This is a genomic window from Lentilactobacillus curieae, assembly GCF_000785105.2.
In the GTDB taxonomy this organism is placed as follows: Bacteria; Bacillota; Bacilli; order Lactobacillales; family Lactobacillaceae; genus Lentilactobacillus; species Lentilactobacillus curieae.
In genome coordinates this window covers 618100-644270 of record NZ_CP018906.1, presented here as the reverse complement: position 1 = coordinate 644270, position 26171 = coordinate 618100, and the positions used below count along the sequence as shown (strand labels likewise).

28 protein-coding genes and 1 other annotated feature are annotated in these 26171 nt (G+C 40.2%); of the genes, 15 read left to right on the top strand and 13 right to left on the bottom strand.

Annotated elements, in window-relative coordinates:
* Nucleotides 1-4: 4 nt before the first annotated feature.
* From PL11_RS03175 to PL11_RS03160, 4 genes are all read right to left on the bottom strand, one after another.
* Entirely contained in the window at nt 5-907 is a 903-nt protein-coding gene (locus tag PL11_RS03175; protein WP_035166322.1) for an isocitrate lyase/PEP mutase family protein, read from the bottom strand.
* The gene (locus PL11_RS03170; protein ID WP_035166320.1) at nt 894-1634 is read right to left on the bottom strand and encodes an isocitrate lyase/phosphoenolpyruvate mutase family protein; all 741 of its coding nucleotides are present in this window, start codon (nt 1632-1634) and stop codon (nt 894-896) included. The genes PL11_RS03175 and PL11_RS03170 overlap by 14 nt, the downstream gene beginning before the upstream one ends.
* A gap of 54 nt (nt 1635-1688) precedes the next feature.
* Nucleotides 1689-1924, bottom strand: a binding site (T-box leader).
* Between the two features lie 121 nt (nt 1925-2045).
* A complete protein-coding gene (gene dhaS / locus PL11_RS03165; RefSeq protein WP_035166317.1) occupies nt 2046-2612 on the bottom strand; it encodes a dihydroxyacetone kinase transcriptional activator DhaS in 567 nt (188 codons plus the stop codon).
* A 44-nt stretch (nt 2613-2656) separates the two neighbouring features.
* Entirely contained in the window at nt 2657-3163 is a 507-nt protein-coding gene (locus PL11_RS03160; RefSeq protein WP_035166315.1) for a type 1 glutamine amidotransferase domain-containing protein, read from the bottom strand.
* A gap of 168 nt (nt 3164-3331) precedes the next feature.
* On the opposite strand from PL11_RS03160, the gene PL11_RS03155 reads away from it, so the two are divergent.
* The 3 genes from PL11_RS03155 (at nt 3332) to aroD (ending at nt 5580) form a co-directional block, all read left to right on the top strand.
* Nucleotides 3332-3973: an SDR family oxidoreductase gene (locus PL11_RS03155; RefSeq protein ID WP_035166314.1), complete on the top strand. Its 642-nt coding sequence runs from the start codon at nt 3332-3334 to the stop codon at nt 3971-3973.
* 86 nt (nt 3974-4059) lie between these two features.
* Nucleotides 4060-4656, top strand: a complete 597-nt coding sequence (locus tag PL11_RS03150) for an NADPH-dependent FMN reductase (RefSeq protein ID WP_035166312.1) — start codon at nt 4060-4062, stop codon at nt 4654-4656.
* Nucleotides 4657-4827: 171 nt separating this feature from the next.
* Entirely contained in the window at nt 4828-5580 is a 753-nt protein-coding gene (gene aroD, locus PL11_RS03145; RefSeq protein WP_035166311.1) for a type I 3-dehydroquinate dehydratase, read from the top strand.
* A gap of 32 nt (nt 5581-5612) precedes the next feature.
* Here the strand turns inward: aroD and PL11_RS03140 are convergent, their stop codons facing one another.
* On the bottom strand, nt 5613-6608 hold the full coding sequence (locus PL11_RS03140) for a LacI family DNA-binding transcriptional regulator (protein ID WP_035166310.1): 996 nt from the start codon (nt 6606-6608) through the stop codon (nt 5613-5615).
* A gap of 160 nt (nt 6609-6768) precedes the next feature.
* Here PL11_RS03140 and PL11_RS03135 point away from each other — a divergent pair, with 160 nt between their 5' ends.
* From PL11_RS03135 to fucP, 5 genes are all read left to right on the top strand, one after another.
* Nucleotides 6769-8175, top strand: a complete 1407-nt coding sequence (locus PL11_RS03135; RefSeq protein ID WP_078256904.1) for an SLC45 family MFS transporter — start codon at nt 6769-6771, stop codon at nt 8173-8175.
* 1 nt (nt 8176) lies between these two features.
* Complete coding sequence (locus PL11_RS03130; RefSeq protein ID WP_035166309.1) at nt 8177-9847, top strand: glycoside hydrolase family 13 protein; 1671 nt, start codon at nt 8177-8179, stop codon at nt 9845-9847.
* 250 nt (nt 9848-10097) lie between these two features.
* Complete coding sequence (rbsK, locus tag PL11_RS03125) at nt 10098-11018, top strand: ribokinase (protein WP_035166307.1); 921 nt, start codon at nt 10098-10100, stop codon at nt 11016-11018.
* 13 nt (nt 11019-11031) lie between these two features.
* Nucleotides 11032-11427, top strand: a complete 396-nt coding sequence (rbsD, locus tag PL11_RS03120; RefSeq protein WP_035166305.1) for a D-ribose pyranase — start codon at nt 11032-11034, stop codon at nt 11425-11427.
* Between the two features lie 21 nt (nt 11428-11448).
* A complete protein-coding gene (gene fucP, locus PL11_RS03115; protein WP_035166303.1) occupies nt 11449-12813 on the top strand; it encodes an L-fucose:H+ symporter permease in 1365 nt (454 codons plus the stop codon).
* Between the two features lie 103 nt (nt 12814-12916).
* On the opposite strand, the gene PL11_RS03110 is transcribed toward fucP, so the two are convergent.
* On the bottom strand, nt 12917-13090 hold the full coding sequence (locus PL11_RS03110; RefSeq protein WP_035166300.1) for a ribbon-helix-helix domain-containing protein: 174 nt from the start codon (nt 13088-13090) through the stop codon (nt 12917-12919).
* Nucleotides 13091-13528: 438 nt separating this feature from the next.
* Between PL11_RS03110 and PL11_RS03105 the strand changes: the two genes are divergently transcribed.
* On the top strand, nt 13529-15094 hold the full coding sequence (locus tag PL11_RS03105) for an Nramp family divalent metal transporter (RefSeq protein WP_035166298.1): 1566 nt from the start codon (nt 13529-13531) through the stop codon (nt 15092-15094).
* 203 nt (nt 15095-15297) lie between these two features.
* On the opposite strand, the gene PL11_RS03100 is transcribed toward PL11_RS03105, so the two are convergent.
* From PL11_RS03100 to PL11_RS03090, 3 genes are all read right to left on the bottom strand, one after another.
* Nucleotides 15298-15558 carry a hypothetical protein gene (locus PL11_RS03100; RefSeq protein WP_052127725.1) on the bottom strand — a complete coding sequence of 87 codons (261 nt, stop codon included), beginning with the start codon at nt 15556-15558 and terminating at the stop codon, nt 15298-15300.
* Nucleotides 15559-15709: 151 nt separating this feature from the next.
* Nucleotides 15710-16630 (bottom strand): hypothetical protein, encoded by a 921-nt coding sequence (locus PL11_RS03095; protein WP_035166295.1) that lies wholly within the window; start codon nt 16628-16630, stop codon nt 15710-15712.
* A gap of 238 nt (nt 16631-16868) precedes the next feature.
* On the bottom strand, nt 16869-17615 hold the full coding sequence (locus tag PL11_RS03090; protein ID WP_035166293.1) for a glucose 1-dehydrogenase: 747 nt from the start codon (nt 17613-17615) through the stop codon (nt 16869-16871).
* A gap of 284 nt (nt 17616-17899) precedes the next feature.
* On the opposite strand from PL11_RS03090, the gene PL11_RS03085 reads away from it, so the two are divergent.
* Nucleotides 17900-18748: a DNA/RNA non-specific endonuclease gene (locus PL11_RS03085; RefSeq protein ID WP_418287667.1), complete on the top strand. Its 849-nt coding sequence runs from the start codon at nt 17900-17902 to the stop codon at nt 18746-18748.
* 47 nt (nt 18749-18795) lie between these two features.
* Here the strand turns inward: PL11_RS03085 and PL11_RS03080 are convergent, their stop codons facing one another.
* The gene (locus tag PL11_RS03080; RefSeq protein ID WP_035166289.1) at nt 18796-20166 is read right to left on the bottom strand and encodes an MFS transporter; all 1371 of its coding nucleotides are present in this window, start codon (nt 20164-20166) and stop codon (nt 18796-18798) included.
* A gap of 198 nt (nt 20167-20364) precedes the next feature.
* On the opposite strand from PL11_RS03080, the gene PL11_RS03075 reads away from it, so the two are divergent.
* Both PL11_RS03075 and PL11_RS03070 read left to right on the top strand, forming a co-directional pair.
* Nucleotides 20365-20565, top strand: a complete 201-nt coding sequence (locus PL11_RS03075) for a hypothetical protein (RefSeq protein WP_035166287.1) — start codon at nt 20365-20367, stop codon at nt 20563-20565.
* Between the two features lie 16 nt (nt 20566-20581).
* The gene (locus PL11_RS03070) at nt 20582-20833 is read left to right on the top strand and encodes a hypothetical protein (RefSeq protein WP_035166285.1); all 252 of its coding nucleotides are present in this window, start codon (nt 20582-20584) and stop codon (nt 20831-20833) included.
* 56 nt (nt 20834-20889) lie between these two features.
* On the opposite strand, the gene PL11_RS03065 is transcribed toward PL11_RS03070, so the two are convergent.
* The 3 genes from PL11_RS03065 to PL11_RS03055 form a co-directional block, all read right to left on the bottom strand.
* Nucleotides 20890-22152 carry a threonine/serine exporter family protein gene (locus tag PL11_RS03065; RefSeq protein WP_035166284.1) on the bottom strand — a complete coding sequence of 421 codons (1263 nt, stop codon included), beginning with the start codon at nt 22150-22152 and terminating at the stop codon, nt 20890-20892.
* Between the two features lie 146 nt (nt 22153-22298).
* A complete protein-coding gene (locus PL11_RS03060) occupies nt 22299-22904 on the bottom strand; it encodes a hypothetical protein (protein ID WP_035166282.1) in 606 nt (201 codons plus the stop codon).
* 117 nt (nt 22905-23021) lie between these two features.
* The gene (locus tag PL11_RS03055; protein WP_035166281.1) at nt 23022-23804 is read right to left on the bottom strand and encodes a TPM domain-containing protein; all 783 of its coding nucleotides are present in this window, start codon (nt 23802-23804) and stop codon (nt 23022-23024) included.
* A 132-nt stretch (nt 23805-23936) separates the two neighbouring features.
* Here PL11_RS03055 and PL11_RS03050 point away from each other — a divergent pair, with 132 nt between their 5' ends.
* Genes PL11_RS03050 through PL11_RS03040 form a run of 3 tightly spaced genes read left to right on the top strand, consistent with a single transcriptional unit; the run spans nt 23937 to nt 25827 of the window.
* The gene (locus PL11_RS03050; protein ID WP_035166280.1) at nt 23937-24311 is read left to right on the top strand and encodes a GntR family transcriptional regulator; all 375 of its coding nucleotides are present in this window, start codon (nt 23937-23939) and stop codon (nt 24309-24311) included.
* On the top strand, nt 24312-25166 hold the full coding sequence (locus PL11_RS03045) for an ABC transporter ATP-binding protein (RefSeq protein ID WP_035166279.1): 855 nt from the start codon (nt 24312-24314) through the stop codon (nt 25164-25166).
* Nucleotides 25159-25827 (top strand): ABC-2 transporter permease, encoded by a 669-nt coding sequence (locus PL11_RS03040; protein WP_035166278.1) that lies wholly within the window; start codon nt 25159-25161, stop codon nt 25825-25827. Before PL11_RS03045 ends, PL11_RS03040 begins: the two co-directional genes overlap by 8 nt.
* The last annotated feature ends 344 nt before the right edge of the window (nt 25828-26171 follow it).

Genomic DNA, 26171 nt, shown 5'->3' with positions numbered 1-26171 from the left:
ATTGTTAATCCATATATGCGTGCATTTTTTCAGGGCTGTACATTGCGTCCCGGTTGTTAACTTTATCGAGACCTACAAATTCATTGAACTTTGGGAACGTAATCATATGGTCCTTGAAAGCCTTGGTGGTTCCGTCCCGCTTAAGGGTTTCAATCAACTCTTTTTCGGCGAATGCTTGAGTGTAGGTCATAGCGTTAGGGTGAACTACAATGTTAAAGCCAAGTCGTTCTAGCTCGGATGTTTCGGTAAGTGGTGTCTTTCTGTCTTCAATCATGTTGGCCATCATTGGAGTATCTGGGAACGCTTCGTGGATTGTTTCCAATTCTTCGATGCTTTGTGGTGCCTCAATGAAAATCAGGTCGGCACCAGCTGCCCGGTAACGTTTGCTACGGTTGATGGCATCTTCAAGTCCATTAACAGCGCGGGCATCTGTCCGTGACATGATTAAGAAATCGTCATGTTTTCTGGTTTCTTCAGCAATTCTAATTTTATGTTCCAATACTTCTGTGGGTTCAACGGTCTTGCCATCCATGTGCCCACAACGCTTTGGCCAAGTCTGGTCTTCGATAAAGATACCGGCAGCGCCAATGGCTTCAAAATTTTCAACGGTACGACGAATATTGTCATCATCGCCATAACCAGTGTCGGCGTCAGCGAAAACGGGAATGTTTACAGCATTTATAATTTCTCGACACCGTTCCAACGTGATACCGAAGTCGGCGATTCCGCGGTCTGGCATTGCTAAGGCCGATGCACTGGAAGCATATCCAGCGGAGAAAACCGCCTGGGCACCACTTGCTTCCGCAACTTTTGCTGCTAGGGCATCAGGAGCAACCATCATGCGGACGATTTTGCCACTCATTACCATGTTCTTAAACTGTTTGCGCATCTCATTATCTTTTTGCATATTCTAGGCCTCCATAATTAATTGTGTTTAGTGCTGCGGTTTTAGCTGCAGTTGCTTGTTTCTCCAAATATCCCTTGTCTAACCAAGCTGTAATTCCAGCAATTTGATTGGTATCTGGGGTCCAAGTTGCAATTAATGGTAGCGGAGAAGGTTCATTTGTCAGTGATGCCAACTCATAATCAGTGAAGTGGTCGATGACGATCGCATGGGCACCAGCTTTAGCTAGGTAGTTGATTCTAGTACGAATTTCTTCTAACCCAAATTCTTTCATGCCTTCTAGTTTGACCCAGAGCTCCGTCGATTCTTCTGAAATTCCATCTAGTGCAGCTCTAGTCTTACCAAGTAAATCTTCAGCAGATGTGATAATGGGGTGTGAGTTACTGTGTGCGGGATAGGTTTGATCGTTCAAAATCATTGCGGTTGCTCCTGAACGTTCTAGCTCTTGAGCAGCGTAATAAGTGTTCAGTGGTGAGCCAAACCCAGCCTGTAAATCTGCAATTAACATTTTGTCAGTTTTTAAGCGCATGTCTCTGAGAAATTTTGAGTATTCTGACAATGTCAATAGGCCCTGAGAATTTTCAGCTAGCAGATTGTTTGCTGCCAGAGTACCGTCTAAATAAATGGTGGCGGACTCGTAGCCGTTTAAGATTTGTAAAGTATTGCCGTTACCAGCTGCTGGAATAATTGTCCCAGCGTTTTCAGTTAGTTGTCTTAGTAATTTATGCATTGTAAAACCTCCTATTTTTTTAAAAGAACAAAAAAATACGCCCCTCGAATTAAATCGAAGGGCGCATTAGATGCACGGTACCACCTTAATTTTGTTGAGAATAAACTCAACCTTAATGATCGCGGACTGATCCGGAATCACTGGCCTTTTAATGGTGGCATCCATTAGACACTCAGGTTCGCATCTACAGCTCAAAGCCTACTTTCAAGAATTAAACGTAATGACCTTTCATCAAACGGTCACTCTCTGAATACGGTTAATAGTTTACTCTCGCTTATCTGTGCTTTTATTTAATGTTCTTTTAATTTATCAAGTATATTAACTCATTATTTTTTAATAGTAAACCCCTTTTTGAGAATTATTTATTGGCAAGGATAAAAAAATGGAAATTGACCGTAGTCAATTTCCACTTTAATTAGTTGTTACTTTATCGCCAATTCTCATCAGTAAACCATTCATACCATCTTCAAGGTAGTACTGCATTTTTCTAGCTTCGGCGCTGATATTAGTTTCCCGAGAGTCCAGAAAAGTTTTTAAGCGGTACACCAATGAGGCACTCAGCATTTCTTGAACGAATACACAATAGTCAGTATTAACCAAAATGTGTTTCTGGTTAGCCATATCCTTGAAGATTGCGCCAACCATACTTTCAATGTGCTCCTTAATAATCTGCTCTGGTGAATTTTGATCATCAATTTTAATTACTCGTTGGTAAAACTCACGGTTGTCATTGAAGTAAGTTAACATTTTAACGACAGTCTCCGGCCAAGTTTTAAACTCGGTACATTTGGATACTGCTTCCTGAACTTCAGACTGGTATACCCATTCCAGAACATCATACTTGTCGTGGAAGAAATCGTAAAATGTTTGCCGCCTCAAGTTTGCAGTTTGCATTATGTTGGTTACCGATATTTGGTTAAAGGGCTGTGATAGTACCAATTGTTTAGTAGCTGCAGCAATTTTGTTTTTGGTTGACATAAATGTCACTTCTTTCGGATCTATTTACGTCAATTGTAATCAAATTACTTCAGTGTGTCGACGATTGCGGCGTTAAATTGGTCGAGGTCATCTGGAGTTCGGCTAGTAACTAAGTTGTTATCAACAACGACTGCCTTATCCTCAACTTCTGCACCTGCGTAGTAAAGATCGGGGCGAACGGTGTTGTACGCAGTCATCTTGCGACCTTTAGTTAATCCAGTTTGGATAAACAATTGTGGGCCGTGGCAGATTGCAAAGGTTGGTTTGCTTGCTAACAAGAATGATTTAACAAAGTCTACCATCTTTTCGTCATCACGAAGTTGGTCAGGAGAGAAGCCACCAGGAATTAACAGGCCATCAAAATCTTCTGGCTTAACATCTGAGATAGCTTTGTCGACCTTGATTTTGGTGCCGTGCTTACCTTCAACAGTTTTACCTGCTTCAAATTCAATAACAGTAATGTCGTTACCGGCTTTTTCCAATGCTTCCACTGGTGAAGTATATTCAATATCTTCTACAAAGTCGGTCACAAGAACAGCAATTTTGCTCATAATAAAACTCTCCTTTAATTCTGTTCAGATTTATGGTGCACCCCCTATGATAAAACCATGAGCACTGCGGTTCAACCCCATAATTTACGGACAAACTCTCCATATTGTCCGTTATCTGACTGCCAAAAAGAATCTAATATGTAATTGTAATCGAAAGGGGATAGCATTATGACAAATGTACTGATTTTAGGGGCAAACGGAAAGATTGCTCATTTAGCTGAAGAACAGTTACTTTCTGAAACAGATGCTCACATGAAATTATTCTTGAGAAACGCAAGCCGACTCCAAGTTGCTGACAGTAAACGTCAGACCGTAATTGAGGGTGACGTGACTGACGCAGAGACCCTAAAGAGTGCTTTGAGTGGTGTGGATGTTGTCTACGCAAACCTATCTGGTAGTAATATTGAGAGTCAAGCAAAAACTGTGGTAGCAGCGATGGATGCTGCTGGTGTAAAACGTCTCGTCTGGATTTCAACCCTTGGAATTTATGACGAGGTTCCGGGGAAATATGGCGAGTGGAACCATCAAATGCTTGATGGCGGTTACCTAGAAACGTACTCCGCAGCAGCAAAGGTGATCGAAGCGTCTGACTTAGACTACACCTTAATTCGCCCAGCCTGGTTATCCAATAAAGACATTGTTGATTATGAGATTACGCAAAAGGGTGAGCCATTTAAAGGTACCGAAGTTTCTAGAAAGAGCATTGCTGACGTTGTTGTTAAACTGATTGAAGATCCAACAAAAGAAATTCGGCGTTCCTTGGGAGTAAATCAACCTGGTACAGATGGCGATAAGCCAAGCTTCTACTAATTTTTTATAAGTATTTTTGGATTAGGCATTGTCCTAATCCTTTTTTTGTGCAATACTTTATATGAAAAATTCGAGGTGTATATATAATGTCATACAAAATTGGAATAATTTTAGGAAGTACCAGATCCAACTCACTTGGTTCAAAAATCATGGATTACTTGAAGAACACTTTCAAGTCGACTGAGGAAGTTGAGTACACATGGATCAGTCTTAAGGACTACCCATTGCCACTTTATGACCATGAAGAAACTCCGTTGTCTGAGCGAATTCAAGGTTTGAATGATGCAGAATCAAAATGGTTGTCAGTGATTGCTGAACAAGATGGTTACATCATGATGACTCCAGAATACGATCATGCGATTACTGGTGCATTCAAAAATGCTTTGGATTACATTGGCCCAGAAGTTGATCACAAGCCAGTACAAATCATTAGCTACTCACACTTTAGTGATGGGGGAATGCTTGCTGCTGAGTCAATTGTGGAAATTCTTCAAATGCTTAAGATGATGGTTCTACCAGAACCAGTTTTAATTTGGAATGCTGATCCTAACTTTGTTGATGATGGCAAGTTGGATATGAGTGTTGAAAACAGTGACCACTTTGCGGCACGTTTCCAAGATGCATTTAAGGATATTGAGTTTTATATTCGTGTGTTGAAAGATAACCCGTTTAATAGGGAGTGAGACAGAAAGCATACGAAGATGCTTTCCCCACAAAGATGACACTATCTGAATAACAGAAAAATGGCCGTGATAATCTCAATTTGAAATTATCACGGCTTTTTCAGTGTCGCAAAGTATGTTTGAGTGCCTAGTTATTGTATAGTAAAAATAAATACATGAAGAGGTGGGAAGATGAATCCAGTGAAGTTGAGAAATGTAAATGTGGGATCCGGGTTGCCAAAGATTGCCGTACCAATCACGGCCAAAACGGTCCCGAGTATCCTCGAGCAAGCTGAGGTAATCAGGGGATACCTTCCTGACATTGTGGAGTGGCGTCTTGATTTGTTTAATGATGTCGATGACTTTTCATTGGTATCAGACGTTAGTGCCCAGCTTCGGCAAATATTAGATGAGATTCCAATTTTGGCGACGTTTAGAACCGCAGCAGAAGGTGGAAACCAGCCCTTTAATGAAGATAAATATTTTGAACTGGGAAACGTGATGGTGACTGACAGATACGTTGATGCAATTGATGTTGAGTTGTTGCGTGATTCAAAGCGAGTGGATAAATTGGTTGAAGATGCCCACCAGAATGGGATTGTTGTTGTAATGAGCAACCATGAATTTCAGCGAACACCTGATAAACAAAAATTAATGCGAAGATTTTCGCAGATGAGTGATAAGCATGCTGACATTTTAAAAATCGCGGTAATGCCTCAAAGTGTCGAGGATGTTTTAACCTTACTGGATGTGACTAATCAAGCCGATAAGCGGTTTGATGAACCTATCGTTACGATGTCTATGGGTAACTTGGGTAAAATCACTCGGGTAAGTGGAGAGTTGTTTGGCTCTGCGATTACCTTTGCGACGGTTGGGCAAGAATCAGCACCAGGCCAATTTTCAATTGGGGTGTTGAGAAGAATGATGAAGAGATTGAAGATTTAAAAAAAGAGGATTGCTCCCAGCAATCCTCTTTTTTATAGCTTTCTTGTACTTTCGCCATCTTCAATTTTAAATGATAGCAATTGGGAGTGTTTAGAGTCTTCGTTGTTTTCCAATAAATGCTCCATTCCTTTTTTGCCAATTTCTTCAAATGGTTGGATAGCCGAAGTGATGATGGGACGGTACAGCTTAGTTAGCTCGGTCCCATCCAAACTCATTACCGATAAATCAGCCGGAACTGCTAATCCTAGGTCCTTCGCCCGATTGATCATTCCAATGGCGACCATATCACTTCCGCCAATCAAGCCCGTGACTTGCTGGCTTTCTTTACACAATTTATTGATGGCATCGACACCATTTTCGTAAGTGAAGTGACCAGTGGTGACAAAATCTGGATTGAACATTATTTTTGCTTCATGCAATGCGTCTTTATAACCCCGAAGTCGTTCTGTTCCAGTATCAGAAAGGTCATTACCGATTAGGCCAATTCTTTTATGCCCACGGGAAATTAAGTATTTTGTGGTTTTGTATCCGAGTTGATAGTTGTCAGTTGTGATAAACGTCGACCCATTTGGACCATGGGCAGTTGATAACAGTACATATGGAATTCTTGATTGCTGAAGGTAGTCTAGATTGTTGCCATCTAATTCAATTGCCACCATGATTATTCCCATGACTGATCTTTCGATTGCGGTTTCTAATGCCTTTTTTTGTAGTTCTTCATTATTTTCACCTGCATATAAAAAGATGACGTTTAAATCGTTGGCAAAGGCAACTTTTTGAACCCCATCAATGATATGACTGGCAAAGTTCGTTTTAGTTGAGGAAATAATTACTGCAACTACCCGGCTTTTCTGGGTGACTAATTCCACGGCACTAGAATTTTTTTGATACCCCAGCTCATCAGCAGCTTGGTGAACTTTAGCTGCAGATTTTTCAGAGTAAAAGCCGGTTTTATTATTTAAAATTCTGGACACGGTGGCTACTGATAAATTTGTTTTTTTAGCGATGTCTTTGATTGTTGCCTTCATGATTTGCCTCACAATTTTTTCTTAGCCCTATTTTATCACAATTAAAACGATTTGATATATTGTAAACGTTTGTGTTTCTTTAAAACAGCTATTGTAAACGTTTACAATTAGTGTTAAATTATTGGTGAACACATAAGACCTATTCTAGGGAGGGACGATTATGATTAATAATCAAGTATCTAGCGAAGAAGTTGAAAAGGCAACTGTTGTGAGCGAAACACCAAGTCATAAGTTACCACAACTTAGGATGTCCACAATTTTTGCACTGACATTTGGTTTCTTTGGGGTAAACATGGCCTTTTCACTTCAGTCGTCACAAATGGGGAGAATTTTTCAGACTTTAGGGGCTAACCCTAATAACCTTGGCTGGTTCTTTATTTTGCCACCATTGGCAGGAATGGTAATTCAGCCATTAATTGGTAAGTATTCTGATAAGACCTGGACGAAATACGGACGGAGAATGCCTTATCTGTTAGTTGCTGGTCCAATCGGGGCAATCGTTTTGATTCTACTTCCAAACGCGGGATCATTTGGATTTGGTTACGGATCATTGGCAGCTTTGATGTTTGGGGCAATTGCGACATTATTCATGGATTTGACATCTAATGCCTGTATGCAACCATATAAGATGGTTATTGGTGACATGGTTAACGAAAATCAAAAGGATATGGCTTGGTCGTGGCAACAGTCATTCTCTAATTTAGGGGGAGTTGTTGCAACAATTGCACCATTCTTACTAACGATGTTTGGCGTTGCTAACACAGCACCAAAGGGTGAAGTTCCTTTAACAGTTAAAATTTCATACTATGCAGCAGCCATTATTTTGCTTCTTTCATCTTTGTACACTGTGTTTTCTGTTCATGAATATGATCCGGTTAAATACGCAGAGTATCATGGAATCGATCCAGAAGAAGAGGACAAAAAATCACCAAGTTTTATTGAATTATTGAAATCAGCACCTAAGTCATTCTGGGAAATTGCTGTTGTTCAATTCTTCGAATGGTTTGCGGTTATGTATCTTTGGACTTACTCAACTGGTGCCATTGCGCAAAATGTTTGGCATACATCAGATGCATCATCAGCTGGGTATCAAGCAGCTGGTAACTGGTACGGAGTTTTGTTCTGTGTTCAGTCAGTTGCATCTGTATTGTTTGGAGTATTCCTTGCAAAGTCACGTCCAGAGCAGCGTAAATTCTGGTACAGAGTGGGTGCACTAATCGGGGCAGCTGGGTTTATCTCAGTATTCTTTATTCACAGTCAGTGGTTGCTGATCATTTCATTTATCCTAATTGGGGTAAACAATTTGACTATGAATACTCAACCATTTTCGCTTCTTACTGAATCACTTGATGGTAAAAACGAAGGTGCTTACCTTGGACTGTTTAACTGCAGCATTTGTTTACCACAAATTGTGGCCTCAGTTGCTAGTTTTGCAATCTTCCCACTAGTTGGTCACTCAATGCCAGCAATGCTCTTAGTTGCCGGATTCTCATTGATTTTGGCGTCACTATCAGTTAGTCTGATTCATTCATCATTTGAAACTAAAAAAACTACGGAGGCAAAATAACATGAAATCCACTTGGTTTAAAGATTCAGTCATTTATCAAATCTACCCAATGAGCTTTCAAGATAGTAATCACGATGGAATTGGGGACTTGAATGGGATTCGTCAACGGCTACCTTATCTGAAAAATTTGGGAGTTGATGTGCTATGGCTCAACCCGATTTACAAATCACCAAACGTTGATAATGGCTATGACATTGCCGATTATGAAAGTATTAATCCAGACTACGGAACTATGGAAGACTTTGATAACTTACTCTCTGACATCCACGAAAACGGGATGAAGCTATTAATGGATTTGGTTGTGAACCATACCTCTGATCAGCATAAATGGTTCCAAGAAAGTAAAAAATCAAAGGATAATCCATATTCAGATTTCTATGTCTGGCGTGATCCAGTCGACGGCCACGAACCCAATAACTGGGGTTCCTACTTTAGTGGTCCAGCTTGGACTTACGTTCCCGAAAGAGGCCAGTACTACCTTCACCTATTTGCTAAAGAACAACCAGATCTGAACTGGGAAAATCCTGTTGTCCGTCAACATGTCTATGACCTAATGAAGTTCTGGCTTGATAAGGGTGTTGATGGATTTAGAATGGACGTTATCAACTTGATTTCCAAACCTGAAGGCTTGCCTGACGCACCAATGCCAGAGGGTGGTGAGTATGGCAACGTTGAACCACTGGTTGCTGATGGCCCTCGTTTAAATGAATTTTTACAAGAAATGAATCGTGAAGTACTTTCCAAGTATGACATCATGACGGTTGGGGAGATGCCCGGTTCAACTCCAGAGGATGCCACTCAATACACTAATCTAGATGGCACCGAGTTAAACATGGTATTCCAATTCCAGCACGTTAATTTGTCACCTAACCCAGATGCGAGACTCGGTAAGTATATTGATTCTAAAATCAAGCTTCCTGAGTTAAAACAGGCACTTTCTCGTTGGGAAGAAGATTTAGATGGCAAGGGTTGGAACAGTCTATACTGGAACAACCATGATCAACCACGGGCAGTTTCTCGGTTTGCAACTGATGATCCCAAATATCGGGTTAGGGCTGCCAAGATGTTAGGAACCACACTTCACTTCATGCAAGGAACACCATTCGTGTATGAAGGCGAAGAGATTGGAATGACTAATAATCACTTCACCAAACTTTCTGAGTACGAAGACCTTGAAGTGAAGAATTTGTACAAGCAAGCTGTTGAGGATGAGAAAATCATCAAGCCAGAACTATTTATGAAGTACGTTGCTGACCGATCAAGGGATAATGCTCGGACACCAATGCAATGGGATGACGGTAAGAATGCTGGCTTTACCGATTCTGAACCTTGGTACAGATTGAATCCCAATTATCCTGAAATTAACGTTAAACAAGCGGTTGACGATAAGGACTCCGTTTACTACTACTACCAAAAACTAATTAAACTGCGCCATGAGAGCGAACTTATTAGATATGGTAACTACGAGCTGTTAGATCCGACCGATGATGAGGTATTCGCATACAAACGTCACTATAATGGCCAGACTCTGCTAGTTATCAGCAACTTTACTGACAAGGAAGTTAGTCGAGATTATGGGCAGGATGCCGCTGATGAACTGCTCATTAGTAATTACGAAGATAAGTCAGAAAATCTTCGACCATATGAAACAAGAGCATATTTATTTAAATAGAAATTGTTCAAAATGATTCCGTTGGCTGTTAGCTAACGGAATTTTTTTGAACTTTTTTAGTTAGCTTTATCCTTTTACCTAGCAAGCTTACATCACAGTTTTCAAAGATTAATTTATCATCTAAATTAAAAAAAGTTGTTGAAAGCGGAAACAATCCATGATAAATTATCATTCGTAAAACATTTTAGTAAACCGTTGTAAATAAACGTTTTAATCAAAAACAATTAATTTCAATAAGGAAGTGAACACTTTGAATAAAGTCACAGTATTAGGAAGCCTCAACGTAGATACATCATTTAGAGTTACTGATTTCCCCAAACCTGGCGAAACTATCAGTGTTAAGGAAAAGGGAAACGCTGCTGGTGGTAAAGGCGCCAACCAAGCAGTTGCTGCCTCACGTTTAGGAGCTCAAACATCATTCATCGGTCAAGTTGGTGACGACGCCTCAGGTCGATTCATGGTGAAGTCACTTGAAGAAGATAATATTGATGCTAGTTGTGTCAGTATCAACCCAAGTGTTGGAACTGGAACTGCAACAATCATGTTGGACGAAGACGGTCAAAACTGCATTTTAGTTTATGGTGGTGCTAACCAAGCAATTACTCCAGAAGATATTGAAGGAGCCGAAGATGAAATTGCCAGTTCTGATTTCTTGGTTGCTCAATTCGAAACTCCACAAAATGTGGCAATTCGGGCGTTCGAAATTGCTAAGGCAAACGGGGTTAAGACAATCTTGAATCCTGCACCAGCACCAAAGTCAATTGATCCAGAATTGTTGAAATTAACTGACATTATCGTTCCAAATGAATTGGAAAGTGCATCAATCACTGGAATTGAAATCACCGATGAAGAATCAATGGTAAAAACAGCTGCCTGTTTCGCCGAAATGGGAGTTGCCAATGTACTAATTACTGTTGGAGACCGCGGCGCATTTTATATGATTGATGGTAAACATAACTTAGTTCCTGCTTATAAGGTTCAAGCAGTGGACACAACCGCAGCCGGTGACACTTTCATTGGGGCATTGTCAGCACAGCTTAAAACTGATTACAGCAACGTTGAAGAAGCAATTTCATTTGCTGAACATTCAAGCTCAATCACAGTCCAAAGATTGGGTGCTCAACCATCAATTCCTCACTTGGATGAAGTTAAAGAGTTAATTAATAATTAGGAGATAAAAAATAATGAAGAAAACAACCGTAATTAATACTGAACTATCAAATGTGATTGCCGGAATGGGCCACATGGATTGGTTGAGTATTGGGGATGCAGGGATGCCCGTCCCAATGGGAACTAAGAAAATTGATTTGGCACTAACCAAGCAATTACCAAGTTTTATGGATGTTTTGAAAAACATCTTGTCTGAGTTAGAAGTTCAAAAGATATACTTGGCAGATGAAATCAAGACTGAAAACCCAGAACAACTTAAAGCAATTAACGAGTTGCTACCTGATGTTGAGGTTGAATTCATGCCTCACTCAGACTTGAAGAAGAACTTAGCAAAGACACACGCATTTGTTAGAACTGGTGAAATGACCGCATTTTCAAACATCATTCTTGAATCAGGCGTTACTTTTTAAAACAATTTGGAGGATATCGACATGGACATTAATGGAACTGAAGCTAAAGTCGTTGAAGAAAAGCACGGTTGGCGCCAGCTAGCCGATGGGTATTTATCAAAAACCCCGATTTTTCAATTTGCGTTGATCTCGTTAATTTTCCCACTTTGGGGAGCTGCAGCATCGCTTAACGACATTCTAATTACTCAATGTAAGACCGTTTTTCAACTTAACGATGCTGCAACAGCATTCGTTCAAAGTGCCTTTTACGGTGGTTACTTCTTGATTGCGATTCCTGCATCGCTGGTAATTAAAAAACAAAGTTATAAATTTGCTATTATGACTGGTTTAATCTTTTATATCGTTGGTTGTGGAATGTTCTTCCCAGCATCACAGGTTGCTACATACACAATGTTCCTTGCAGCTATCTTTGCGATTGCTGTAGGATTAAGTTTCCTAGAAACATCTTGTGATACTTATAGTTCGATGCTTGGACCTAAAAAGTACGCTAACTTGCGGCTAAACATCTCCCAAACTTTGGTACCACTTGGAGATATCGCTGGAATTGTGTTAGGAAAATACTTGATTTTCGGTGCCGTTGGTAACTTATCAGAGACTATGTCACACATGCATGGTGCTGAAAGACTTGCCTATGGTGAAAAGATGTTGCAACTTACTTTGCAACCATATAAGTACATCTTGGTTGTCCTAATTGCAATCCTAATTTTGTTAGCGATTACACCAATGCCTAAATCTAAGGCAGTTAGCGAGAATGCTGAAAAGAAGGATCAACCTTCATTAGTTGAAACCTTCAAGTACCTGTCAAAGAACAAGCGTTTCAAGAAAGGTGTCATGGCACAATTCTTCTACGTTGGAATGCAAACAACTGTCTGGTCATTTACAATTCGTTTGGCACTTAACTTGGGCCACAACATTACTGATTCAGATGCAAGTACATTCATGATTTACGCTTATGCAGCATGGTTCGTCGGAAAAGTTGTTGCTAACTTCTTGATGAACAAGTTCTCTGTAACCAAAGTTTTAACTTTCTACTCATTGCTTGGAACTGTTACTTTGATTTTGACAACTACAATTCCAAACATGACAGCCGTTTGGATGGCAATCGCAACCAGTTTCTTCTTTGGTCCTGAATGGCCAACAATTTACGCTCATACCCTTGATACAGTTGAGGACAAGCGTTTTACAGAAACTGCTGGTGCTTTCGTTGTTATGGCCATCGTTGGTGGAGCTGTTCTTCCAGCTGTTCAAGGATTGGTATCAGACCTTTCAGGTTCAATGCAATTCTCATTCATCGTTCCAGTGATCTGCTTCATCATCGTTACAATCTACTTCTATACTGAGTACAAATACGATGTTAAGCATCCAGAACAAGTAACTGAAAAATAAAAATATAGACAAAAAAGACCAGAATTTAAATTCTGGTCTTTTTTCGACTATGCATTGCTGCGATTGGAAAAACCAATTTGGTGTGAATTGCCGGTTAACTGCGCTAATTACCTGACTTTTTGCTTTCTTCTTCGTGCTCAGTTACGTATTTTTTAAGTGCAGTTTCGATAAGGTTATTCATAGAGCGATTCTCTTCGTCCGCTAATTGTTGAAGGTGCTCTTTAAATTCTTTTTCCAGGGTGATAGTCGTTCTGGTTTTCTTCGCTGATATACCCAACACACACCCCCCCTATAAGTTGTCTTATATATAATAATGTACCAAAGCAAGGCGAAATTTGATAGATGATTACATGGTGATGTATAAGTCGTACTAACGTTGATACAGTAATGATTTAACGAGCTTTTGATTGGTAAGTTATTTATGGTAATCACTTGTTCATGAAAGCAATTCTACCATGCAATTATTTTAAACAGTAGAAATATGCATGGAGGCACACAATTAATTCAAATCATAATCAACTATAAGATTTTTTGAGAAAAAATCAAATTGTTAGCAATCGCTTTCATCGCTTTTGTAAAACCGATTGTTTAACTTGTGTTTCTAGTAAATGCCCGTGGATGGGCATTTTGGGGGTTCCTATAATAAAAAGATAGTGCTACTATAAGTGAGGATGTTCAGGCGGACGTTGTCGTCCAACGAAGGAGGAATCCATTTATGGATAAAGAAACTACTCCGAAGAAGCATCATTTAATTGAATACGCAAATGGTCGCTCTTTGGAAGAAATCAACGGAACTGTTGAGGTACCAAAAGGCAAAGGATTCTGGAAAACATTATTTATGTATTCTGGGCCGGGTGCATTAGTAGCGGTTGGATATATGGATCCAGGTAATTGGTCAACTTCAATTACTGGTGGTCAAAGTTTCCAATACCTATTAATGTCTGTGATCTTAATGTCGAGTTTAATTGCAATGTTATTGCAGTACATGGCGGCTAAACTGGGCATTGTGACTCAAATGGATCTTGCACAAGCAATTCGGGCAAGAACTAGTAAGGCTTTAGGAATCGTTCTATGGATCCTAACAGAGTTAGCTATTATGGCGACAGATATCGCTGAAGTTATTGGAGCAGCCATTGCTTTATATCTTTTATTCCATATTCCATTGGTATACGCAGTTTTCATCACAGTATTTGATGTATTGTTATTGCTATTATTGACGAAAGTCGGGTTTAGAAAGATTGAAGCAATCGTTGTTTGTTTGATTTTGGTCATTCTGTTTGTCTTCGTATATCAGGTTGCACTTTCAAAACCTGATTGGCTTGGAGTGTTTGGTGGATTAGTACCAACTACCAAGACATTCTCTGGTGGACCAAACGTTGGTGGAATGAACCCACTGAGTGGGGCTCTTGGAATTATCGGAGCTACGGTTATGCCACATAACCTTTACCTACATTCAGCAGTTTCTCAAACGAGAAAAGTTGATCATAATGACGAAGAGGACGTTGCACGGACTGTTCGTTTCTCAACTTGGGATTCTAACATTCAGCTATCATTTGCATTTGTTGTAAACTCACTTCTCTTAATTATGGGTGTTGCCGTATTTAAGACCGGTGCAGTTAAAGATCCATCATTCTTCGGTTTGTTCCAAGCTCTATCAGATACATCTGTTTTGAGTAACGGAATCTTAATTGGAGTTGCTAAATCAGGAATTTTATCAATCTTGTTTGCTGTTGCATTGTTGGCTTCAGGTCAAAACTCAACCATTACCGGGACTTTGACTGGTCAAGTAATCATGGAAGGCTTCATTCACATGAAGATGCCATTATGGCTTCGTCGTTTGGTTACTCGTCTAATCTCAGTTATCCCAGTATTGCTCTGTGTTGCCATGACAAGTCGCCAATCACCAATTCAACAACATCAAGCACTAAATACCTTGATGAACAACTCGCAAGTGTTCTTGGCCTTTGCATTGCCATTCTCAATGCTTCCACTATTGATGATGACTAATTCTGCAGAGGAAATGGGAAACCGTTTCAAGAACTCAAGACTAGTTAATTGGCTAGGCTGGATTTCAGTTGTTGCATTAACAGTTTTGAACATGAAGGGACTACCAGATTCAATCGAAGGATTCTTCGGTGACCACGCAACTGCTGCTCAACTGCATTTAGCAGACAACATCGCTTATGTGGTTATCGCTTTAATCCTGGCATTGTTGGCATGGACCATTTATGACTTGTACAAGAGTAACAAGAAGTACAGACTTCAAACTCAAAACGCATAATTTTTAGTTGAGATACACGAGGAATACCGAAACAGCTCTAGGGGACGGAGTTTTAAAGGGGATTACATTCAGTAAGTGATACATCCGCACTGCTGAAGGTAGTAGTTGTTGCACATAGATTTATAAATATAATTATGTCCGCCTGACATAAAAGGAGGTACCAAATCAGTTGATTTGGTACCTCCTTATTTTTGTTCATTAAGCTAATCGCCAAGAATTTTACGAAGTTGTTCTTTTCTACGGTTGAACTCTTTAATGACGTCGTCGCCCGTAAATCCGGCTTCGATAACCTCTTCCAAAATTTCACTAGTGAAGTCGTAACTAGGCTTTTGGTCTACCGCTTCGTAGAAGATTCCGTTATTTACCTGTTTAGGTTCAAACGTGGCGCCAGCGGGTACCTTGAAGTCACTTGGAATCTCCAAGTAGACCTTGCCATCAATCTCTATAGTACTAACAGCTTTCATGTAGTTACCTTCTTTGTAAGTAGTCGTTACTTATAATATAGCTGAATAGGGTGGGGGTTGGCAAAGTAAATCTAAGGAAATAGAAAATGCCACGCATCATTTCGGTGCGTGGCATTCCTGTAAGGTAAATAAATAACAGAATAGGTGGACTTTAGTTTGAAACGCCCAATTCTTTGTTGATGGCAGCCAATTGGTTGCTCAAGTTAGTCTGCTGATTTGTAAGGTTGGTGATGTTAGCGGAGTTGCTAGCAACTTGATCTTTCATTGTGTTGTAAGTATTGATGTATTGGTCATGATTCTTTTTGATTTTGTTGTAACCTTTGAGATTTTGAGCAAGTTGTGCCCATGCTGTAGCTCTAGTCTTAACAGTACCTAATTGTTCTTTAATGTTAAGCCAGTTTTTAACTCTGATACTATCCCAACGAGCATCTTTGATTGCTTTTTGAGCGTTTGTGTATTTGGTGTATGCATCTACGTTTGGCTTATATTCCGCAATCTTCGCCTGCAAATCATTATTAGTACTATTCAAATCTGCGATTCTGTATTTTAAATCATCAATTCTGCTTTGGAGATCACTTGCAGTGCTCTTTGCAGATTCAGTATTGTTACCCTTTAAACCAGTCAATTGGTCGTTCAAGCTCTTAACTTGGTCGTTTAATTGGCTGATTTGCTTTTGACTGTTTTGCAATGCAATGTCAGTTGCGGGGTCAGTTTGGGGTACGTAGACAGTGTTTGTCTTTTGTGAAACAGCCTTGGCCTTAACGTACTTGCTAGTAGTCTTGTAACCCTTCTTGGCAACGGTTACACGGTACTTCCAGTTAGCAGTTAACTCATCGTTAGCCTTCAACTTGAAAGTTCCGTTAGCCTTTGCTTTGCCGTAAGCATAAGTGATACCGTATCGTGAAACCTTCACTTTAGCTTTTGGTGTAGCCTTTCCAGTGAAGTAACGACTGTTTTCAGTTACTTTGTAATGGCTAACCTTAGCCTTCTTAGCAGCGGCAAAAGTAGTTAGGCCTGCGCTAAATAGCAATGTTGTTGTTACTAGTGCGGTTGAAACTTTGTGGTTGTTCATAAATTATCTTTCTCCCATTGTTATCATTGTCAAACGATTGACAAAAGCCATTGTATAATAGTTAATCCCCATAACAAAAGGGGAACAGACAAATTTACGAACAAATTTTTAAGAACCCCCGTTTAATAGTGATTATAATGCCCCGGTTATTATGAATATTATACTTTTGTACAGATTGTTCCCATAATAAAAACGACTGTGCCTTCAAAATAGGCAACAGTCGTTTAGCATAAACGGATTATTGAGCGATAAATCCACCATCAACAACAAATTCTGATCCAGTGGCAAACTTAGATTCAGCCGAGCCAAGGTAGATACAAAGCTCACCAATATCTTGTGGATCACCAATATGCTTCATTGGCGTAATTGAAGCTAATTGCTTGCGTGACTCTTCTGGCAGGATTGGCGTGTCAATAAATCCTGGGTGGACTGAGTTTACGCGGATGTTGTAATCCCCAGTAGTGGCATCAAGTGCTGCGGCCTTAGTCATTGCCCGAACGCCACCCTTACTTGCGTTGTAAGGACCTCCGGTTGGGACACCAACAAAGCCTTCGATTGAAGAAATGTTGATAATTGATCCGCCACCGCTCTTAAGCATTGCGTTCATTCCATGTTTAATACCTAAGAAGGTTCCAGTTAAGTTAATTGAAATAATTCTATTCCAATCTTTCATGTCTAACTGATTAATTGGCACTTGAACTGGTGGAACGCCAGCGTTATTAACAACGATGTCGACCTTGCCAAACTTATTCATGGTTTCTTCGATAACCTTTTCCCAGTCAGCTTCTTGAGAAACATCTTGTTGAACAAAGAGGGCGTTATCCTCACCAAATTTTTCGACGGCGGCCTTTCCACCATCAACGTTATGGTTGGCCGTTAAAACGACCTTAGCTCCTTCACGCACGTAACATTCGGCGATTCCAAGCCCGATTCCGGCAACCCCACCAGTGATAATGGCAACTTTGTCCTTTAAACGATCTGTCATGATAAAACCTCCATTTTTTTGATTTCGGTTTCATAGTAATGGAATTTCTGTAACCTGGTCAAAGAAAGTAACCGCGTCAGGACAAACTTTTGTAGCCGTTTGAAATTCGTAAGTCAATAATTTTGATTTTAGAAAGCAGCTACCAAATGTACGCAATCCCTAAATAAAATTTTTATTCATTTCCCAACTTCGGTATAATTATCTATTGCGCCTAGATTTAAGCGCACAATACATATTTGGGAGATGAATTTATGCATCAATTCAAGAAGGTTGTCTTGGTGTTCATGCTAGTTTTCGGACTGACCATTAGTTCGCAAGCCGTTGTGAATCCGACACCTACAAATGCAGCCACATACGTGTACATTACACGGACTGGCAAGCACTACTTTTATCATCGCCACAATCGTGGTTTGAATCGGGCTAAGAAAGTTTTCAAAGTTAGACTTTCTACTGCTAGACGGCGAGGGTTGACCTTAGCCAAAACCGACTACAATCCTCACAGGAAGACGGTTAAACGGGTCAAACGCCGCACAGTCAGACGAGCGGTTCGGCGAAATCCAACCGTCAAAAAGACAAATTACCATGGCAAGATTATTTCCTTAGTCAACGGTAATCGGCCAACGTTTACCAAAAGCGACCTCTCTACTGCTCGCGGTCCTTGGCAATATTACGGTAATCTTGATGGGCTAAATCGGGCTACGCTAGCTAAGGCAATGCTTAATGAGCGCTTAATGCCGACAGCTGAGCGTGAGCCGCTCTATTTTAACCCGACCGGTTGGAAGAACAAACGTACCAGTACAGGTTGGCTGTACAATCGTTGTCACCTAATTGGTTATCAACTAACTGGCCAGAACAACAATCCTCGTAATCTGATTACTGGAACGCGAGAGTTGAATGATCCGGCAATGCTTAAGTATGAAAACCAGATTGCTAGCTATTTGAAAATGAATTCACGCCATTATGTGCGGTATTCAGTTGCTCCTGATTTTAAGGGCAACAACCTGTTAGCCTCAGGGATTCATATGCAAGCTAAATCAGTTGGTAGCAATGATGTGAGTTTCAATGTTTATATTCATAATGTTGAACCAGGATACACGTTAAATTACGCAACTGGAACTAGTGTTAAAAATTAACTAAAAAAGCCGTATCGCAATTGCGATACGGCTTTTATTATAATTGCTTATTCTTCAGACTTAGCCTTTTCTGCGGTTGCTTTTTCTTCCATTGCTAGAATCTTACGTTCCTTGAACAGTAAGTAAACAAGCAATAAGAAGGCAACGGCAGCAGCTACATAAATTGTGGATGATTGAGCCACCCAGCCAAATTTGGCAACTAAGTTACCAATTAGAGCAGTGGCGGCAGTTTCACCAAACACGTATTGGAAGAATCCCATGAATCCAGTTGAGAAACCAACGGCGTAGTTTGGTACGGCTTCATTAACCATTAGTCCCACTAAAGTAAGTGGGGCGTAAATTAATGAACCAAGGACGAACAAAACTGCCACGATAACAGCGTGGTTTGCACTGGTAAAGTAGGCAATAAGGCAAGCAATCATGCCTAACAAACATAGGAAACATACTAATGCCCGCCGACCTTTTAATGCATCGGAAATTGCTCCCATGATGATAACTCCGGGAACAGCTGCCAATTCAAAGATACCAACTAACCATTTTGCCCAGTCTTCAGAAAATCCCTTGGTAGGTAAGTAACTTGGAATCCAGCTCATAACCCCGTAACGGACAAGATATAGTGACATTGAAGTTAAAGTAACTGCCCAAACAACTTTGTTCATCAAAATATCGTGAACGAAGATGTTCCAAGTTGATTCAGTGGTGACATCCTTAGCGGTTGATTTTCCTGATTCAGTCAATTCAACTTCACCAGAATATTCAGCCATGTTTGGCAAACCTTCAGTTTCTGGACGTTCTGAGTTAATCAACAGCATCAAAGTGGCGATAACTGCTGAAATTACTGATGCTGTAAGGAACACAGCAGTCAATGATCCAGAGAAAAGGAAAGTTGCAAGTTGCACACAGGCCACACATACGAAAGCACCAGCATTATGGGCTGATGACCAGATTGCGTACATGGTTCCTCTGTGTTTCTTAGAAAACCACAGGTTGATTTCCCGCTGACAAGCTGGGGCACCAGCTGCCTGCGTAATTGAAATCAATAACATCAATCCTAAAATCACCCAGAAATTACGGGTGAATCCTAGAAAAGCGTTTAAAACACTAGAAGCATAAAGCCCGGTGGCCAAGAATACCTTGGTGTTTGACTTATCAGAAAGGGCACCCATGAATAATTTAGATATTCCGTACCCAACCCCGAATGTTGATAAGATCAAACCAATTTGGCCGATACTGAAGCCATACTGCTTCATAATTGGTGCCTGTTCAGTCGTGAAAATTAGACGAATAATATAATAGCTAATGTACGTCAGACTGGTAGCGATGATAACCCCGAGTTGTTTGCGCTTGTACACGCTAGCGACTTGATCATCCGGCACCTTTTGCGTAGCGTCAGGCGACGCCTTCAAAAAGTTGAACATATTAAATTCCCCCTAGAATAAAATGAATGCTAATGAAAATTAGTACACTCATAGTGTAATCGTTTCCATATCAAAAATAAAATAATTTTAACGTTTTAATTTACCAGAGAAAAATCTTATAAGCTGTGCGATTGTTGGTTTAATAGGAAAAAATTGCGGTAAACTAGATAACAAATACAGTTATGAAGGTGAAAAAATATGCGTGATAAAACGGATGCTGAATTAGCTCGCTTACTGAAACCAACAGATTTTGGCTCGGCACTTTTATCGGTTTACGCGCGCCATGAAATAGAACGGCGGGCTGAGTTGGGGGATATTAACGCGCTTTTAGCTTTGCAGCGTACAAAGTACGGAAAATTGAATATTCAGATTGTTTTGAATTTGAATAAATCTAAATAGAGTATGAGGGGAAGAAATGAAGTTCCAAATACATAGATACCAACCGCGTCACGCTACTGTTCGAACTGATTCAAAATGGGAAACCTTCAAGCGGTGGTTTGTGATTATTGGTTGGATCAGTTTTATTTTTCACGTTTTAAAGTGGTCGGCACCATTTTTGTTCTTATTACTTCTGGAAACTTTATCCGCAACGTTGAAGTCATTTCCAATGTTTGGGTTGGGCGTGTTTATGGATTGGCAGGAGAAGGATTTTAAGGATCGCGAGTAATTGTTATAAATGAAAAAATCATCTGTGGTGCAGTTCGCATCACAGATGATTTTCTTTTAACTTAGGTTAACCACCTTATTTTTCACCAGCATAAACAGTCTATACACCTCATCACCAGTAATACTGCCAATGGTTAGGCCAAGCAAATTAGCCATCACCCCAATTAGGGTGGTAATTGCCGCTGCAGTTTGGCCTGTACCTAGTTGGCTGAGGCCAACGAACATGGTGATTCCGGGGACCAGGGCAACTAATGACGGGATGAAGAAGATCGTCATCGGTGCCTTGTAGCGTTTGGCAAAATATTGTGAAACTAAAGACAGGATGCCGACGCTAACTAACGTGTTTAGCAAACTGTTGTGGGAGAGGGATGTGACCTCTACGTAGGCAATCCAGGTTAATGCCCCGGCAACACTGATGGGCCAAAACATCGACTTGGATGCGTGAATAATGTAAGCAAATGAAACTGAACAAAGTGCGCTTCCAATAATCTGGGCAACTAACGATACCGTTGTTACCTGAATTTCTCCGGAGGCCTGGATTCCCAAAGGTAGGACTTGAACCAGCGTGATTCCTAGCGAAATTGATACCAGGGTCGTCAAGCTTTCCAGAATCATGACCGGACCAGAGATGAAATAGTCATCGAAGGTATCGTGCACCCCGTTGGTTAGAGCGATTCCAGGAACCATGGGGATGATTGCGGCAGTGTATAGTAACGTTGGGTCGAGCTTGAAAAACTTACAAAACAGTGCGGCCATTAAACCGCCAATGAACGCCGCAATAAATTCCGGCAAGAACTTGTTGTTTAAATAGCGTCTAAAAAATGGATAGGACTGGCTGGTTACCAGTCCGATAATTGCAGCTAAGGCACATTCCAACACGCTCCCGTTTAAAATCAGTGTCACACTTGAACTTAAAACACTATATGCCAGCCAGGAGAACTTTTTCTTGGCTGGCTCTTTTAGTACCTTTTTGATACTCGCCAATAATTTTTGAATTGAAATTTTTTGAGCAGAGTAATCGCGGGACAATTGATTTAATTTGGCGACTTTATCCAAATTAAATTCACGGTTCAAGACGTTTACGAAATCCACATCAACGTTGCCGTTACGAAAAAAGATTGAGTTAATGGTGACGTAGACGTACGATTCTTGTTTTTCATCAGGCGTTAGGAATGTGGAGCTATTGATGATTCGGTTCATGGTGTCTTCGGCACGTTTAACTTCAGAACCGAACTCAATTAGTCCCTTGCCCATGGATAAAACTGCCGCAATTAGCGCCTTATTGTCTGTTGATAGGTCTTTGCTGGGAATGGTTTCCATAGCCGTTCCTCCTTGCGATTACTTGGTTTAAAAAACGCGTTGGCAGCAAGACCGTAGCCTTGATTGCACAACACGTTGTTGTTAGTTAAGGTTTGACTTTATGTAGAAGTTTATACCATTTAGCCTGCATAAGTATAGCGAATCAGTTAGTTATTTTCAATCACGTTTTTGATGGTTTCTGTAAACCCTTGTCCATAAATTGCGTCAATAAAGTAACTATTTAAAGTTTCCACTTCCTCATCAGTTAGATAATCTTTTGTGAAGAATATTCGGTTGTCAATGTCACGGTCGAATAGACTACGGACTTCATTCATATCGTAATGATGTTGATAATCATCTGTATCGTAGCAACATAAAACTTCGGTCCGTTGGTTGCCATTATCCGCACTGACAAGCAATTGATCTCCGATTACAGACTTGATGACACGGACATTTTGATAGCCAAGTTGGTGATAAATTGCTGCTACATAGTATGTAAATTGTTCTTGGGTTAGAGAAAACACAATTTCCTTTTCTTTTCCAAGGTTATCGAAGTAGTAGTCTTTAAACGTCTCTGCATCCAACGTTTTTGAATGAAAGAAATATTGATATAAAAAAATTATTCCGCGAATTAGCCAATATAACGTTAAGACGATTATAACTATCGCTACTATAAGTGCATAAAATCCGAATACCAAAATTAAGCCGAATGCTACCAGTGTGACTAAGGTGCTAAGTATGGAACTAAATGAACTTGAAGACTTGTCGTCCAAGCAGATCATCTCCCGTATGTATTGAATAGTTTAAGTGTACTGCGGGATGGTGGGGGTGGGGAGAAAATTAGCTAAAAAGGATGACAATTTTTAAAATAGAATTGTCATCCTTTTCACTCAATACCTCTCATCATTTCCCGAATTCTGTCCCAGCCACCAGCCGTCACCGAATCCGCTGTCGTAACTGTTGCCGCTACCACTGCTGCCACCGCCAGTTTTACCTTTGACGATGTGACGAATGAGAAAGAATATCCCCAGAAAAATAAGCGTCCAGGTAATGGTGGTATCCCATTCTGGTCCACTGTCCATAGTATGTGTGTCTAAATGTTTCTCCATAAACGCAGAATAGTTCTTGGCAGTGTTAACAATGTTCGTACCACTCATTGTCTGATTATCAATTTTAAAATTGAAGAATGTCTGGCGAATGCCACCCATAGTGGAGTCCATGTCATCGGACATTGCAACTGAGACTGGCTGCTTCATGGATGGTGAAACGAAGATGACGGTGATCATCGTTGTGTTGTTCAATTTGTCAGTCTGCATGGTCGTTGGGTTATTGTAGTCAATCCCAAGTTGTTCAGCAATTTTAACCTTAGCCGATTCCGAAACAGAATCAGAGATTTTGACTTGCCCATGATTGCCAGTGTCGTCAGCAAATCCGGAATCGTAATAATCCGGAGCTGATCTCGATGTGTATACCCAAATCTGTTGGGGCGACTTTAGCTTTGCTAACTTATCATTTATTTGATTAATTTCATCTATTTGACTACTCGACAGTAAGCCCATGTCGTCTTGAATTACCGGTTCTGTTTGGAGCTTTTCTGCATTTGCCGGTATTGTAAAACAGAATGCAAGTAGCAGGGTAAATAAAGTTATGTAGATAGTACGACCTAGTTTCATAGTGATTCCCCCAAAGTATGTTGGTTTAAGTATAGCACTGGGAAGAAGACGGAATTTAAGTATTTTATTTGACACTGTTATATATTGTTATATACTGTTTACGAATGGATAAACAGTTGAGGAAGTGATGAAGTGAATCTGATAATTTCAAAAAATTCAATGGTGCCGATCTATGAACAGATTGTTGACCAAATTAAGAAGCAGATGGTTGCTGGACAGCTACTTGAAGGCACGCCGCTCCCATCGGTTAGAAGTGTAGCCAAGGATCAACACATCAGTGCGTTGACCGTAAAAAAAGCGTACGACCAGCTTGAAACTGAGGGTTTGGTTAACACGGTTCACGGAAAGGGAAGCTTTATCGCAAAAATCAATTCGGATGAACAAGTCACCGAAATTGGTAAAGAAATTAAGACAGAGTTTGGCAAGACAATCAGCAAGGCCCAGAGCTTAGGACTAACTGATAAGCAGATTACTGAACTGTTTTCAGATGAATTGGAGGGAAAGTAAATGCTAAACGTGAAGGATTTAAAAAAGAACTATCCAGGATTTAAACTTGACGTGAGTTTTCAAGTTCCGGAGGGTTCTGTAGTCGGACTGATTGGTAGAAACGGTGCTGGTAAATCGACCGTGTTAAAGGCAATTGGCAATTTAATTGAGCGGGATGCAGGCGAGGTTTCCTTTGATGGGACTGATGTCAAAAAACTGTCCACTGATGGCAAAGAGCAGTTTGGTTACGTATTCCCAGATAGTACAGTGCCAGAAAAGTTCACAGCATTGGATACGGTCAAACTTCTAAAGTCTACGTTTAAACACTTTTCTGAGTCGCAGTTCATGGATTTAGCAGCTAAACTCAAGCTTCCGTTGGACAAAGCAGTTAAGGATCTATCAACAGGTAATCAAGCAAAATTGAAGACGATCATTGCATTGACGCATAATGCTAAAATTTTAGTTTTAGATGAACCGACTGCGGGACTGGACGTTGTTGTTCGCCAGCAAATCATCGAATTACTGCAAGACTACCTAGATGCAGATGAAACTAGAAGTATTTTGATCACCACGCACATTTCCAGTGATTTAGCTTCACTTGCTGATCGGGTGATGCTGATTGATGACGGTAAGTTGATTTTTAAAGAAGATACAGATAAGATTGTCGATTCGTACGCACTGCTAAAATTAACCGAAGCACAATACGACAATGTTGATAAGCAATACTTGTTGAAAGCAAACAAGACCGATTTTGGTTATAGTGCGTTGACCGATCAAAGAAGTTTTTACGCAGAAAATTATCCTGAAGTTGTGATTGAACAAACGTCAATTGATGACATTATCTTGTTTTTTGTAGGAGGGATTGACCATGAGTAGTTTATTCGTACGTGATGGAATTGCCATCAAAAAGTTGGCAATGGCATTTATAATTTCTTTCCTGGCAATGTTGGATCCAATGTTGTTTGGGGCAACGGGACTGTATATTACAATGGCAATTATTGGCGTAAACATGGAGTTCATAACCCTGTTTTTAATTTCTAGTGATCAAGAAAATAATGGTCTGAAATTTCTTTTCACTACGCCGATAACGCGAAAACAGTACGTGACGGAAAAGTTCAGCATATTGTTGGCGTTAATGATTGATTCATTTGTGCTGACCATCATTGCGATGTATATTTTCCACAATCTGCTAAATTGGTCGGTGGAGGAGCAGTCATTAATCAATCAGATTGCCTTAGTTTGCATGGCAATTACCGTTGTGGGCTTTGCACTGATTCCGCTCCAGATTAAGTTTGGTCCAACCAAAACCCAGATGTTCGTGTCCGGAATTGGCGCTGCAGTTGTTTTGATTCTGGGATTAGCATCCTGGATCTTTACCAAGACAGATTTTGGGCAAAACGCCTGGGATAAATTGATGGAACTATATATAGATGACGGTTTCACACCTTTCATGATTGCAGCAGGGTTAGTGACCATTGTGATTTTGGCACTAACGTACTGGGCAAGTTTGAGGAGTGTGGAGAGGTTGGAGTTTTAGGATTAATATAAATGAAAGAGGCCGAGGTAATTTCCTCGACCTCTTTTTTTAGAAAAAAGAGTTGGTCAAAATAGATCAATACAAAACTCTACAAAAAAAATGCAGTATATAATTGTTGCTCCAATAATAATGATATCAACACCAATGTCTGATCCATCAAAATGACTCTTCATGTTGGTCTTCACCGTCCCTTTTTGAGTGGCGAATATGTATTAATAATAGATAGTTAGATTTATAACCGCTGAATAAATAGTTCGCCACCTTTACTTTCTTCTACGCCATTATAAGCATAGCACTAAGAAAGGCGGGGGAATAGGTGTTTGAGTGTTTTAGGTGGCTTTTTA